At 32.2% G+C, this 13,971-nt stretch carries 17 protein-coding genes; all 17 read left to right on the top strand.

Features of this window, described 5'->3' with window-relative positions; all coding sequences use genetic code 11:
• The first annotated feature begins 2 nt into the window (after positions 1-2).
• Positions 3-527 (top strand): 30S ribosomal protein S5, encoded by a 525-nt coding sequence (gene rpsE / locus JM80_RS16015; protein ID WP_013621729.1) that lies wholly within the window; start codon positions 3-5, stop codon positions 525-527.
• Between the two features lie 10 nt (positions 528-537).
• Positions 538-717, top strand: a complete 180-nt coding sequence (gene rpmD, locus JM80_RS16010; RefSeq protein WP_013621730.1) for a 50S ribosomal protein L30 — start codon at positions 538-540, stop codon at positions 715-717.
• Between the two features lie 16 nt (positions 718-733).
• Positions 734-1,186, top strand: coding sequence for a 50S ribosomal protein L15 (gene rplO / locus JM80_RS16005; RefSeq protein ID WP_013621731.1), 453 nt, complete (start codon positions 734-736; stop codon positions 1,184-1,186).
• 14 nt (positions 1,187-1,200) lie between these two features.
• On the top strand, positions 1,201-2,544 hold the full coding sequence (gene secY / locus JM80_RS16000; protein ID WP_013621732.1) for a preprotein translocase subunit SecY: 1,344 nt from the start codon (positions 1,201-1,203) through the stop codon (positions 2,542-2,544).
• Positions 2,545-2,547: 3 nt separating this feature from the next.
• Positions 2,548-2,763, top strand: coding sequence for a translation initiation factor IF-1 (gene infA / locus JM80_RS15995; RefSeq protein ID WP_013305172.1), 216 nt, complete (start codon positions 2,548-2,550; stop codon positions 2,761-2,763).
• 1 nt (position 2,764) lies between these two features.
• Positions 2,765-2,881 (top strand): type B 50S ribosomal protein L36, encoded by a 117-nt coding sequence (gene ykgO, locus JM80_RS15990; RefSeq protein WP_013621733.1) that lies wholly within the window; start codon positions 2,765-2,767, stop codon positions 2,879-2,881.
• Between the two features lie 2 nt (positions 2,882-2,883).
• Entirely contained in the window at positions 2,884-3,258 is a 375-nt protein-coding gene (rpsM, locus tag JM80_RS15985) for a 30S ribosomal protein S13 (protein ID WP_013621734.1), read from the top strand.
• A 99-nt stretch (positions 3,259-3,357) separates the two neighbouring features.
• Positions 3,358-3,750 (top strand): 30S ribosomal protein S11, encoded by a 393-nt coding sequence (gene rpsK, locus JM80_RS15980; RefSeq protein ID WP_013621735.1) that lies wholly within the window; start codon positions 3,358-3,360, stop codon positions 3,748-3,750.
• 97 nt (positions 3,751-3,847) lie between these two features.
• Complete coding sequence (gene rpsD, locus JM80_RS15975) at positions 3,848-4,453, top strand: 30S ribosomal protein S4 (RefSeq protein ID WP_013621736.1); 606 nt, start codon at positions 3,848-3,850, stop codon at positions 4,451-4,453.
• Positions 4,454-4,469: 16 nt separating this feature from the next.
• Positions 4,470-5,462, top strand: coding sequence for a DNA-directed RNA polymerase subunit alpha (locus JM80_RS15970; protein WP_013621737.1), 993 nt, complete (start codon positions 4,470-4,472; stop codon positions 5,460-5,462).
• Positions 5,463-5,499: 37 nt separating this feature from the next.
• Positions 5,500-5,988 (top strand): 50S ribosomal protein L17, encoded by a 489-nt coding sequence (gene rplQ / locus JM80_RS15965; RefSeq protein ID WP_013621738.1) that lies wholly within the window; start codon positions 5,500-5,502, stop codon positions 5,986-5,988.
• 108 nt (positions 5,989-6,096) lie between these two features.
• On the top strand, positions 6,097-7,209 hold the full coding sequence (gene carA, locus JM80_RS15960) for a glutamine-hydrolyzing carbamoyl-phosphate synthase small subunit (RefSeq protein ID WP_144711059.1): 1,113 nt from the start codon (positions 6,097-6,099) through the stop codon (positions 7,207-7,209).
• A gap of 130 nt (positions 7,210-7,339) precedes the next feature.
• The gene (gene eno / locus JM80_RS15955) at positions 7,340-8,632 is read left to right on the top strand and encodes a phosphopyruvate hydratase (protein ID WP_013621740.1); all 1,293 of its coding nucleotides are present in this window, start codon (positions 7,340-7,342) and stop codon (positions 8,630-8,632) included.
• A 237-nt stretch (positions 8,633-8,869) separates the two neighbouring features.
• Complete coding sequence (locus tag JM80_RS15950; RefSeq protein ID WP_013621741.1) at positions 8,870-10,153, top strand: citrate synthase; 1,284 nt, start codon at positions 8,870-8,872, stop codon at positions 10,151-10,153.
• A 121-nt stretch (positions 10,154-10,274) separates the two neighbouring features.
• Positions 10,275-11,186, top strand: coding sequence for a dimethylarginine dimethylaminohydrolase family protein (locus JM80_RS15945; RefSeq protein WP_144711057.1), 912 nt, complete (start codon positions 10,275-10,277; stop codon positions 11,184-11,186).
• Between the two features lie 16 nt (positions 11,187-11,202).
• On the top strand, positions 11,203-12,135 hold the full coding sequence (ctlX, locus tag JM80_RS15940) for a citrulline utilization hydrolase CtlX (protein WP_013621743.1): 933 nt from the start codon (positions 11,203-11,205) through the stop codon (positions 12,133-12,135).
• A 59-nt stretch (positions 12,136-12,194) separates the two neighbouring features.
• The gene (gene argS / locus JM80_RS15935; protein ID WP_144711055.1) at positions 12,195-13,967 is read left to right on the top strand and encodes an arginine--tRNA ligase; all 1,773 of its coding nucleotides are present in this window, start codon (positions 12,195-12,197) and stop codon (positions 13,965-13,967) included.
• The last annotated feature ends 4 nt before the right edge of the window (positions 13,968-13,971 follow it).

Below are 13,971 nucleotides of genomic sequence, written 5' to 3'. Positions count from 1 at the left end.
TTATGTACCAAAAATATAAAAACGTAGAAACAGTTAAACCAGGAGGATTAGATTTAAAAGATCGTCTGGTTGGTGTACAAAGAGTTACTAAGGTAACAAAAGGTGGTAGAGCTTTTGGTTTTTCTGCTATAGTTGTTGTAGGAGATGAAAATGGTGTTGTAGGACACGGTTTAGGAAAATCTAAAGATGTTGCTACTGCTATAGCAAAAGCTGTTGAAGACGCAAAAAAGAATTTAATTAGAATCCCTCTAATCAAAGGAACTATACCTCACGAGCAAAAAGGTAAATTTGGTGGAGCACGTGTATACATTCAGCCTGCATCTCACGGTACAGGTGTAATTGCTGGTGGAGCTTTAAGAGCTGTATTAGAAGCAGTTGGTGTACATGATGTATTATCAAAATCACAAGGATCTTCTAACCCTCATAACGTAGTAAAAGCAACTTTTGATGCTTTATTACAAATTAGGGATGCAAAAACAATTGCAGATCAAAGAGGAGTATCTTTAGAAAAAGTATTTAAAGGATAAATAGGATACAATGGGAAAGATTAAAGTAAAGCAAGTTAAGAGTAATATTAAACAGACTCAAAGACAGAAAAGAACCTTAGAGGCTCTTGGGCTTAGAAAAATTGGTCAAGTTGTTGAGCATGAGGCTACGCCAAATATCCTTGGTATGGTAAATAAAGTTGAACATTTAGTTTCTACTGAAGAAGCTTAATTATAAATTTATCAAGATGAATTTAAGTAATTTAACACCTGCAGAAGGTGCTGTTAATAAGGCAGGTAAAATCGTAGGTAGAGGACAAGGTTCTGGTAAAGGTGGTACTGCCACTAGAGGGCACAAAGGTGCTAAATCTAGATCTGGTTACTCTAAGAAGATTGGTTTTGAAGGTGGACAGATGCCGTTGCAAAGACGTGTGCCTAAGTTTGGTTTCACAAACATTAATAGAAAAGAATACCAAGGTATTAATCTTGACAAACTACAAGGGTTGGTTGAAAAAGGAGCTATAAAAGATGTAGTTACTTTTGAAACTCTAGTAGAGAATAGATTAGTAAGGAAAAATGATTTGGTTAAGATTTTAGGTGGTGGTGAGTTAAAAGCTTCACTTAAGATTTCTGCTCACAAATTTACTGCATCTGCTAAGCAAGCTATTGAAGCTGCTGGAGGAGAAGCAATAAGTCTTTAATCACTAAACAGAAGATGAAGAAATTTTTTGATACCATATCCAATATTTGGAAAATAGAAGAGTTAAGAAACAGAATAATTATTACGCTTACTTTACTATTAGTATACCGTTTTGGTGCTCAAATTGCACTACCAGGGATAGACTCTCAGGAATTGGGTAATTTACAATCGGGTACAGAACAAGGTATATTTGGTTTATTAAATGCATTTACAGGTGGGGCTTTTGCCAAGGCATCTGTTTTTGCATTGGGTATAATGCCTTATATTTCTGCATCTATTGTAGTGCAATTAATGGGTATAGCTATCCCTTACCTTCAAAAATTACAAAAAGAAGGTGAGAGTGGTAGAAAAACAATTAACCAAATTACAAGATGGTTAACAATTGCTATATGTATAGTGCAGGCTCCTGCTTATTTGTTAGGTTTAGGTGCTTTTGGTGTACCAGATAGTGCTTTTGTATTAGGTAAAGGATTAGATTTTATGATCCCAGCCGTAATAATATTAGTAACTGGTACTGTATTTGCAATGTGGTTAGGAGAAAAAATAACTGATAAAGGTATTGGTAATGGTATTTCATTATTAATTATGATTGGTATTATTGCTACAATGCCGCAGGCATTTATGCAAGAAGTTGCTTCTAGAACAGGAGAAAATACTGGTGGTCCAATGTTAATACTTGTAGAAGTTATTTTATGGTTCTTAGTTATATTAGCATCTGTGCTTATAGTTTTGGCAACTCGTCAAATACCTGTTCAGTACGCTAGAAGAACAGCTTCTGGTGGTTATGAGAAAAATATTACTGGATCTAGACAATATATTCCATTAAAATTAAATGCATCTGGTGTAATGCCAATAATATTTGCTCAAGCATTAATGTTTTTGCCTGGTATGATTGGTAAGTATTTTAATACTTCTGCAATAGGTTCATGGTTTGAGGTTAATTTTCAGGATCCCTTTGGATTAGCATATAATTTGTTATTTGCTTTTCTAATTATAATATTCACATATTTTTATACTGCTATCACTGTACCAACAAATAAGATGGCAGATGACTTAAAAAGAAGTGGTGGATTTGTACCAGGAACAAGGCCTGGGAAAGAAACTGCAGATTTTTTAGATAAAATTATGTCATTAATTACGTTACCCGGATCTATTTTCTTAGCTTTGCTGGCTGTTTTACCAGCTATTGTTGTTCAACTGCTAGGAATTCAAGGAAATTGGGCAATGTTTTATGGTGGAACATCACTACTAATTATGGTAGGTGTGGCAATTGATACAGTTCAGCAAGTAAATTCATATTTGTTAAATAGACATTATGATGGCTTAATGAAAAGTGGTAAAAATAGAAAAGTAGCATAAGTTATGGCTAAACAAGCAGCGATAGAGCAAGACGGATCTATAATTGAGGCATTATCAAATGCAATGTTCCGTGTGGAGTTAGAAAACGGACACGTGGTAACAGCGCATATATCTGGAAAGATGAGAATGCATTATATTAAATTATTACCAGGTGATAAGGTTAAATTAGAAATGAGCCCTTATGACTTGACTAAAGCAAGAATTACATATAGATATTAAGATGAAAGTAAGAGCATCAATAAAAAAGAGAAGTGCCGAGTGCAAAATAGTGCGCAGAAAAGGACGGTTGTACGTAATTAATAAAAAGAATCCTAGATTTAAACAAAGACAAGGGTAATTATGGCAAGAATTGCAGGTGTAGATATACCAAAACAGAAAAGAGGAGTTATAGCTTTAACCTATATATTTGGTGTAGGTAGAAGTAGAGCTAAAGAAATTTTAGCTAAAGCCCAAGTTAGTGAAGATACTAAAGTATCAGATTGGAATGATGACGAAATAGGTCGTATTCGTGATGCTGTATCTGAGTTTACAATTGAAGGTGAATTACGTTCAGAAATTCAATTAAGCATTAAGCGTTTAATGGATATCGGATGTTACAGAGGAATTCGTCATAGATCTGGTCTACCTTTAAGAGGTCAAAGAACTAAGAACAACTCTAGAACTAGAAAAGGTAAAAGAAAAACTGTTGCTAATAAGAAAAAAGCAACTAAATAATTAAAAGTCATTAGTATTTAGTAGTTGGATTGAATCTGTTTGAAATGTAATAGTTTAGGATTCTAATACTAACAACTAACAACTAAAAACTAAAATCATATGGCAAAGTCAAATACAAAAACAGCTAAAAAACGTAAAGTTATAGTTGAATCTGTTGGAGAAGCACACGTAACAGCTTCTTTTAACAACATTATTATTTCTTTAACAAACAAAAAAGGAGATGTAATCTCTTGGTCATCTGCCGGTAAAATGGGCTTTAGAGGATCTAAGAAAAATACACCTTATGCTGCACAAGTAGCATCTGAGGACTGTGCAAAAGTTGCACATGAAGCAGGACTAAGAAAAGTTAAAGTATACGTAAAAGGACCTGGAAACGGTAGAGAATCTGCAATACGTGCAATTCACAACTCAGGAATTGAAGTAACTGAAATTATTGATGTTACTCCATTACCACACAACGGTTGTAGACCTCCAAAAAGAAGAAGAGTTTAATTAAATTAATAGCCCTAAGGGCATTTCACAGAAAGTGTAATTACGATTATCGAAGGATAAGCCTTAATTCATAATCTCACTTTCAAAATTTTAGAAAATGGCAAGATATACAGGACCTAAAACTAAGATCGCACGTAAATTCGGAGAAGCGATATTTGGAGAAGATAAGTCTTTTGAGAAAAAAAATTATCCTCCAGGACAACACGGTAACAACAGACGTCGTGGTAAAAAATCTGAATATGCTATCCAATTAATGGAGAAGCAAAAAGCTAAATATTCTTACGGAATTTTAGAAAAACAATTTAGAAACTTATTTGCAAAAGCAAACAGTAGTAAAGGAGTAACTGGTGAAGTTTTACTTCAGTTATGTGAATCTCGTTTAGATAACGTTGTTTACAGAATGGGTATTTCTAACTCAAGAAGAGGGGCAAGACAATTAGTTTCTCACCGTCACATTACTGTAAATGGAGAATTGGTAAACATACCATCTTATTCTTTAAAGCCAGGAGATGTTGTAGGTGTTAGAGAAAAATCTAAATCATTATCTGCTATACAAGATGCATTGGCTGCTAACAGTCGAGTATACGAGTGGATTACTTGGAATTCTGAAAAGAAGGAAGGTACATATGTATCTATTCCAGAAAGAGTTCAGATTCCAGAGAATATCAAGGAACAACTAATCGTCGAGTTATACTCTAAATAAACAACCTAATTCAACTATGGCATTATTAAATTTTCAGAAGCCCGATAAAGTTATAATGATCGATTCTACAGATTTTGAAGGGAAATTTGAATTTCGTCCTTTAGAGCCTGGTTATGGATTGACTGTTGGAAACGCATTAAGAAGAGTATTACTTTCTGCATTAGAAGGTTTTGCAATTACTTCTGTGAGAATGGACAAAGTAGAACATGAGTTCTCTGTTATTCCTGGTGTTGTTGAAGACGTTACAGAAATGATTTTAAACTTAAAACAAGTTCGTTTTAAGAGACAAATAGAAGATGTTGAAGCTGAAACAGTTTCAATTTCTGTAAGTGGTAAAAATCAGTTAACTGCGGGTGATTTTCAGAAATTTATTTCTGGGTACCAAGTATTAAATCCTGATTTAGTAATTTGTAATATGGATGCTAAAGTAAGCATCAATATGGAAATTGTTATTGAAAAAGGAAGAGGATACGTACCAGCAGAAGAGAATAAAAAGCCTGGTGCTGCTATAGGAACTATTCCAATTGATTCTATTTTTACGCCTATTAAAAACGTAAAATATAGTATTGAGAACTATCGTGTAGAACAAAAAACTGATTATGAAAAACTAGTTTTTGAAATCAGTAGCGATGGATCAATAAATCCTAAAGATGCTTTAACTGAAGCTGCAAAGGTTTTAATTCATCACTTCATGTTATTCTCTGATGAGCGTATTACTCTAGAAGCAGATGAAATAGCTCAGACTGAGACTTATGATGAGGAATCATTACATATGCGTCAGTTGCTAAAAACTAAATTAGTAGATATGGATTTATCAGTTCGTGCACTAAATTGTTTAAAAGCAGCAGAAGTAGATACATTAGGAGACTTAGTTTCATTTAACAAAAATGATCTTATGAAGTTTAGAAACTTCGGTAAAAAATCATTAACTGAATTAGAAGAGTTAGTGATTAATAAAGGATTAAGTTTTGGAATGGACTTGTCAAAATATAAATTGGATAAAGATTAATTTTATTTCCATTAAAGGAGATATATAAGATAATACAATGAGACACGGTAAAAAAGTTAATCATTTAGGAAGAAAAGCAGCGCATAGAAAAGCTATGTTAGCAAATATGGCTTGTTCTTTAATTGAGCACAAAAGAATTAACACTACTGTTGCTAAAGCTAAAGCTTTAAAACAATTTGTAGAGCCTTTAATTACTAAATCAAAGGCAGAAAACAATAAATCTGTTGAGAAAGGAACTCACAACAGACGTATAGTTTTTAAAAGCTTAAGAGATAAGTATGCAGTAACAACTTTATTTGGTGAGGTTTCTTCTAAAGTAGGAGACAGACCAGGTGGTTACACAAGGATTATTAAACTTGGTAACAGGTTAGGTGATAATGCTGATATGGCTTTAATAGAGTTAGTAGATTTTAATGAAGTTTACAACGCTGGAAAACCAAAAGAGAAGAAAAAATCTAGAAGAGGTAGAAGCAAAAAGGCTGTAGCGCCTGTAGCAGAAACAAAATCAGATGATTCAGAAGAATAAAATAATGATTTTATTTTTAAATATTCAAAAAAGGATAGGCTTATAGTCTATCCTTTTTTTTATGTTAAATTTGTAAAGTAAAAATAATAAGGATTAAATTTTTATAGGGTGAAATATCAAGCAAGAAAAAAAGCGCTAATTTTATTAGCAGACGGTACAATTTTTCACGGAAAAGCTGTTGGTGATGCAGAAGGTACTGCATTTGGTGAGGTTTGTTTTAATACTGGTATGACAGGGTACCAAGAAATTTTTACAGATCCATCTTATTTTGGACAAATAATGGTAACTACTAATGCACACATTGGTAATTATGGTACAAACGAAGAAGAAGTAGAGTCTAACTCTGTGAAAATCTCAGGTCTTGTTTGTAAAAATTTTAGTTATGATTATTCTAGAGTTAATGCAAATGCTAGTTTGCAAGAATTTTTAAATAACAGTAACCTTTTTGCTATTTCTGATGTAGATACAAGAGCTTTAGTTAGTTATATTAGAGATAATGGTGCAATGAATGCTGTAATTTCTACAGATGTAGATAATATAGAAAGTTTAAAAGAGCAATTGGCAAATGTTCCTAGTATGGAAGGTTTAGAACTTTCTTCTAAAGTATCTACTAAAGAGCCTTATTTTTATGGAGACGAAAATGCTAAATATAAAATTGCAGCTTTAGATATAGGAATAAAGAAAAATATACTTCGTAATCTAGCTAAAAGAGATGCATACATTAAGGTATATCCATACAATGCATCTTATAATGAGTTAAGTTCTTTTAATCCTGATGGTTATTTTATATCTAATGGGCCAGGTGATCCAGAACCACTAACAGACGCTATACAAACAGCTAAAGATATTATAGCAAATAATAACCCATTATTTGGTATATGTTTGGGGCACCAAGTTATTGCTTTGGCTAATGGTGTTTCTACTTATAAAATGCATAATGGTCATAGGGGTATTAACCACCCTGTAATGAATATAACAACAGGTAAAGGAGAAATTACATCTCAAAATCACGGATTTGCTATTAATAGAGAAGAAACAGAGGCTAACGCTGAATTAGAAATTACACACAAACATTTAAATGATAATACCGTAGCAGGTATTAAAATGAAAAATAAGAATGTTTTTTCTGTTCAATATCATCCAGAAGCTAGCCCAGGACCAAATGATTCTAATTATTTGTTTGATAATTTTTTTGAATTAATAAAAAACAGTCAGAACTAAATAATACGATATCGTTTTCGTTTAAATTATAGTTAATTATTGATATAGTTATAGCGTAAAGAACACTGTTAATGCTACACTTTTGTATCTTTACAACTAGATTATATCAACCTAAAAAATAAAAAATTCTATGAGTATTATCATAAATGTGCATGCAAGGCAAATATTAGATTCAAGAGGTAACCCTACAGTAGAAGTAGATGTTTATACAGAAAATGGCGTTTTAGGTAGAGCCGCAGTTCCTTCTGGAGCTTCTACAGGAGAACATGAAGCAGTAGAGCTTAGAGATGGTGGAGATATTTTTATGGGTAAAGGTGTTTCTAATGCCGTTGCTAATGTAAACACTACTATTGCAGAAGAAATTGTTGGAATGTCTGTTTTTGAGCAAAACTTAATAGACCAAACAATGATAGATTTAGATGGTACTCCAAACAAATCTAAATTAGGAGCTAATGCTATTTTAGGTGTTTCTTTGGCTGTTGCAAAAGCTGCTGCTAATGAAATGGGTATGCCTTTATATAGATATGTTGGTGGTGTAAGTGCAAATACTTTACCAGTACCAATGATGAATATTATAAATGGAGGTTCTCACTCAGATGCACCTATTGCTTTTCAAGAATTTATGGTAATGCCCGTTAAAGCAAAAAACTTTACGCATGCAATGCAAATGGGTACAGAAATTTTTCATCATTTAAAGAAAGTTTTACATGATAGAGGATTAAGTACAGCAGTTGGTGATGAAGGTGGTTTTGCTCCAAATTTAGCAGGTGGTACAGAAGATGCTTTAGATACAATTGCTAAGGCTGTTTCTAATGCTGGCTATAAATTGGGTGATGAAATTATGATTGCTTTAGATTGTGCTGCTGCAGAATTTTTTGTGGATGGTAAGTATGATTATACCAAGTTTGAAGGAGATAAAGGTGTAGTAAGAACATCTGAAGAGCAAGCACAATACTTAGCAGATTTGTCTGCTAAATATCCAATAATTTCTATAGAAGATGGTATGGATGAGAATGACTGGGATGGCTGGAAGTCTTTAACAGAAAAAGTTGGAGATAAAGTACAGTTGGTTGGTGATGATTTGTTTGTTACAAACGTAGAGCGCTTGTCTAAGGGTATTAAAAATAACATTGCAAACTCTATTTTAATTAAAGTAAACCAAATAGGAACACTTACAGAAACAATTGCAGCTGTAACAATGGCTAAAAATGCAGGCTATACATCTGTAATGTCTCACCGTTCTGGAGAAACTGAAGATAATACAATTGCAGATTTAGCGGTTGCATTAAATACAGGTCAAATTAAAACAGGTTCTGCCTCTAGATCAGATCGTATGGCAAAATACAATCAATTATTACGTATAGAAGAAGAATTAGGTACTGTTGCATATTACCCACAAATGGATGCATTTAAAATAAAATAACTTAACTTTAAAGTTATATAATAAAAAGCCGCTCTTTTTGAGAGCGGCTTTCTTGTTTTTGTTAAATTAATATAATATAAGTAACTTTTTAGGTTGTTTTTATAGTATCTTAATTTACATTATATATTTTTTAAATAATATATGTTATTAAATGTATAAATAGCTGCAACTAATTGATAAACTCTTGTCTTTTTCTTAAATTTACAGTTCGATTAATAATATTAGTAAATTATACCAATGTCAGATAAAGTTACTTTAGAATTTAAGGGAAATAAATATGATTTTCCAATAGTAGAAGGCACAGAGAAAGAACAGGCCATAGATATTAAAACATTACGTTCTGCAACCGGTTTAACTACAATAGATCCAGGATATAAAAATACAGGCTCTTGTGAAAGTGCTATTACATTTTTAGATGGTGAAAAAGGTATTTTAAGGTACCGTGGGTATTCTATTGAAGAGTTAGCTGAAAAAGCAGACTTTTTAGAGGTAGCTTATTTATTAATTTTTGGAGAATTACCTAACACAGATCAGTTAGCTAAATTTCATTCAGATATAAAAAAGGAGTCTCACGTAGATGAGGAGATGAAAAAGATTTTAGATGGCTTTCCAAAGTCTGCACACCCAATGGGCGTGTTATCATCTTTAACAAGTGCTTTAATAGCATTTAACCCATCTTCTGTAAATGTTACTTCAGAAAATGATATGTACCACGCAATAGTAAGAATTTTAGCTAAATTCCCTGTTTTAGTTGCTTGGACATTAAGAAAGAAAAAAGGTCTTCCGTTAGATTATGGAGATGATTCTTTAGGTTATGTAGAAAACATTCATAAAATGATGTTTAAAAGACCTAGTGAAGATTACAAGTCTAATAAAATTGTTATAGATGCATTAGACAAGCTATTAATTTTACACGCAGATCACGAGCAAAACTGTTCTACATCTACTGTAAGAATTGTAGGTTCTTCTCACGCAGGCTTATTTGCGTCATTATCTGCAGGTATTTCTGCTCTTTGGGGACCATTACACGGTGGTGCTAACCAAGCTGTATTAGAAATGTTAGAAGCTATTGAAGCAGATGGTGGAGACACTAAAAAATATATGGCTAAAGCTAAAGATAAAAATGATCCGTTTAGGTTAATGGGCTTTGGACACAGAGTTTATAAAAACTTTGACCCTAGAGCTAAGATTATTAAAGTAGCAGCAGATGAAGTTTTAAATGATTTAGGTATTGATGATCCAATTTTAGATATTGCTAAAGGATTAGAAAAAGAAGCTTTAGAAGATCCTTACTTTGTAGACCGTAAATTATACCCTAATGTAGATTTCTACTCAGGAATTATTTACAGAGCTTTAGGTATACCTACAGAAATGTTTACAGTAATGTTTGCTTTAGGTAGATTACCAGGCTGGATTGCTCAATGGAGAGAAATGAGATTAAATAATGAGCCAATTGGTAGACCAAGACAGGTTTATGTTGGTGAAAATCATAGATCTTTTGTAGATGTAAACAAAAGATAGTCTATTACAATATATACAATAAATAAAAGCCTTTTTGTTAATTCAAAAAGGCTTTTATTATTTTAGGGATTCTTATTTTTATTTAGAAAAATTCGTTTCATATTTGCATAAAAATTAGTTTATGCGTCAAATAAATGTGAAAAACGAAACTTCTAGGTTAAAAACTGTTGTATTAGGTACAGCACAAAGTTGCGGGCCAACTCCAACAGCAGAGGAAGCTTATGATCCTAAGTCTTTAGAGCATATTTTAGCAGGTACATATCCAAAGGAAGAAGATATGATAGCAGAAATGAATGCTTTTGAGGCTGTTCTTAAAAAATACAATGTAGAAGTATTAAGGCCTAAACTACTTAAAGATTGTAACCAGATTTTTTCTAGAGATATTGCTTTTGTTATAGACGATGTTTTTTTTAGAGCCAATATATTACCAGACAGGGAAGAGGAGTATTTGGCTATACAACACATTGTAGATCAAATTAACCCAGAAAAGGTTGTAGAGCTTCCTGAGGAAGCACATATAGAAGGTGGTGATGTTATGCCATGGAACAATCATATTTTTATTGGTACTTATACAGCAGAAAATTACTCGCACCACATAACTGCCAGAACAAATAAGCTAGCAGTAGAACAGATTACTAAACTTTTTCCTAATAAAAAAGTGAAATCTTTTGAGTTGCGCAAATCTACAAACGCAAAAGAAAATGCATTGCATTTAGATTGTTGTTTTCAACCATTAGGAAAAAATAAGGCAATACTTCATAAAAACGGTTTTTTAGTAGAAGAAGAATATCAATGGTTAGTTAACTTTTTTGGAAAAGAAAATATTTTTGAAATTACTAGTGATGAAATGTATCAAATGTTTAGTAATGTATTTTCTATATCAGAGGAAGTAATTGTATCAGAAAAGAACTTTACAAGATTAAATAATTGGTTAAGAGAGCAAGGATTTACGGTTGAAGAAATTCCGTATGCAGAAATATCTAAACAAGAAGGGTTATTGCGTTGCAGTACTTTACCACTTTTAAGAGAATAATATAAATAATAGTACTATGCAGGTTACAAATACAATTTTAATGATTAGACCAGTTGGTTTTCGTAAAAACGAACAAACAGCTGTAAATAATTATTTTCAAGAAGATCTTGACATTAAAAATGCAGAAATAAATGCAAAAGCTCAAGAAGAGTTTGATGCTTTTGTGAATGCTTTACAGGCAAAAGGAGTAAATGTTGTTGTTGTAAATGATACAAAGCAACCAGATACACCAGATTCTATTTTCCCTAACAATTGGATATCTTTTCATAGCAACGGTACTGTTGGTTTGTATCCTATGTTTGCAGAAAACAGAAGAAATGAACGTAGAGAAGATATTTTAGATATTTTAGAAGAAAAGGGATTTAATATAGACCACACTATAGATTACACTAGTGCAGAGGAAGAAAAGTTATATTTAGAAGGCACAGGTAGTATTTTATTAGATAGGGTAAATAAAAAAGCATACTGTGCATTATCTGTAAGAGCAGATGAAGATTTATTTATAGAGTTTTGTGAAGATTTTGAGTATACACCAGTTGTTTTTACTGCAAACCAAACAGTAAATGGTAAACGCTTGCCTATTTACCATACCAATGTAATGATGTGCCTGGCAGAAGATTTTTCTGTAATTTGTTTAGATACTATAGACGATAAAAAAGAGCGTAAAAATGTAGTTAAACATTTAAAAGAAGATGGTAAAGAGGTAATTGCTATTACAGAAAAACAAATGCATTCCTTTGCAGGTAATATGCTTCAGGTTTTAGGTAAAGACAATAAACGTTATTTGGTAATGAGCTCTGCAGCATATAATAGCTTAACAAAAGCTCAAATTTCTATCATAGAAAAAACATCAGAAATTATACACAGTTCTTTAGAAACTATAGAAACTTGTGGTGGTGGTAGCGCAAGATGTATGATGGCAGAAGTATTTTTACCAAAAACAAACTAAAATCTATCTTTAAAAAAAAGATAAAAGCCGTAATTTTACAGGCTTAAATACAATTTATAATGAATATCCAAGAAGTGTTAACGCAAAAGGTAAAAGAAGCAGTTTTAGCTATTTATAAAATAGAGCTGCCAACAGTAGAATTTCAGCCAACAAGAAAAGATTTTGAAGGCGATATAACTGTGGTTGTTTTTCCTATTTTGCGCTTTGTTAAAGGTAACCCTGCACAAATTGGAGAGCAAATAGGTGTGTATTTAAAAGATAATGTAGCCGAAGTAGAAAATTTTAATGTTGTTAAAGGTTTTTTAAATATTGTAATTAGCGATGCTTTTTATGTAAACTTTTTTAATGGTATTAAAAACACAGAAAATTATGGGTTTGTAACAGAATCTGAAGATGCTGTTATGGTAGAGTACTCTTCTCCTAATACTAATAAACCACTACATTTAGGACATATTAGAAACAATTTATTAGGTTACTCTGTTGCAGAGATTTTAAAAGCATCTGGTAAAAAAGTATATAAAACTCAAATTATTAACGATCGTGGTATACATATTTGTAAAAGTATGTTAGCCTGGAAACTTTTTGGTAACGGAGAAACTCCAGAAAGTACAGGTATTAAAGGCGATAAATTAGTTGGTAATTACTACGTTAGGTTTGATAAAGAGTATAAAGCACAAATAGCAGAATTAGTAGCTAAAGGTACAGATGCTAAAGAGGCAGAAAAACAAGCACCTATTTTATTAGAAGCACAAGAAATGCTACGTAAATGGGAAGCAGGTGATAAAGAAGTTGTTGCCTTGTGGAAAACAATGAACCAATGGGTTTATAATGGCTTTGAGGTAACGTATAAAAATTTAGGTGTAGATTTTGACACCTATTATTACGAGAGTGATACCTACCTTTTAGGAAAAGATATTGTAGATGAAGGTTTAGAAAAAGGTGTTTTTTACAGAAAAGAAGATGGTAGTGTTTGGATAGATTTGTCTGATGAAGGTTTAGATGAAAAAATTGTATTACGTGCCGATGGTACTGCGGTTTATATGACCCAAGATATAGGTACAGCCATACAACGTACAAAAGATTATCCAGATGTAAATGGTATGGTTTATACTGTTGGTAATGAGCAAGATTACCATTTTAACGTGCTATTTTTAATACTTAAAAAATTAGGTTTTTCATGGGCAGAACAATTGTACCATTTAAGTTATGGTATGGTAGATTTACCTAGCGGAAAAATGAAGAGTAGAGAAGGCACTGTTGTAGATGCAGATGATTTAATGAAAGATATGACAGCTACAGCAGCTAGTATTTCTGAAGAATTAGGTAAATTAGACGGGTATACAGATAAAGAAAAAGAAGAGCTTTATAGAATAATTGGTTTGGGAGCTTTAAAATATTACATACTAAAAGTAGACCCTAAAAAACGTATTTTATTTAACCCTGAAGAATCTGTGGAGTTCCAAGGTAACACAGGGCCGTTTATACAATATACATATGCCAGAATACAGTCTATCTTAAGAAAATCAAATTTTGATTATACGGCTTCTGTAACTGCTAATGATTTACATGAAAAAGAAAAGGAGCTTTTAAAGCAAATACAAGTTTTTCCTTCTGTGGTACAAAATGCAGCTCAAAACTATAGTCCTGCTTTAGTAGCAAATTATACGTACGACTTGGTTAAGGAATTTAACTCTTTTTACCAGAATGTGCCAATTTTGCCAGAAGAAGACTTGCAAAAGAAAATATTTAGAGTACAATTGTCTAAAAAAGTAGGAGAAGTAATTAAGTCTGCGTTTACTTTATTAGGTATAGAGGTTCCAAACCGTATGTAATTTT

The organism is Cellulophaga sp. RHA_52 (assembly GCF_007827205.1).
Classification (GTDB): domain Bacteria; phylum Bacteroidota; class Bacteroidia; order Flavobacteriales; family Flavobacteriaceae; genus Cellulophaga; species Cellulophaga lytica.
The sequence above is the reverse complement of the archived record's forward strand: the minus strand, read 5'-3'. Positions and strand labels throughout refer to the sequence as shown.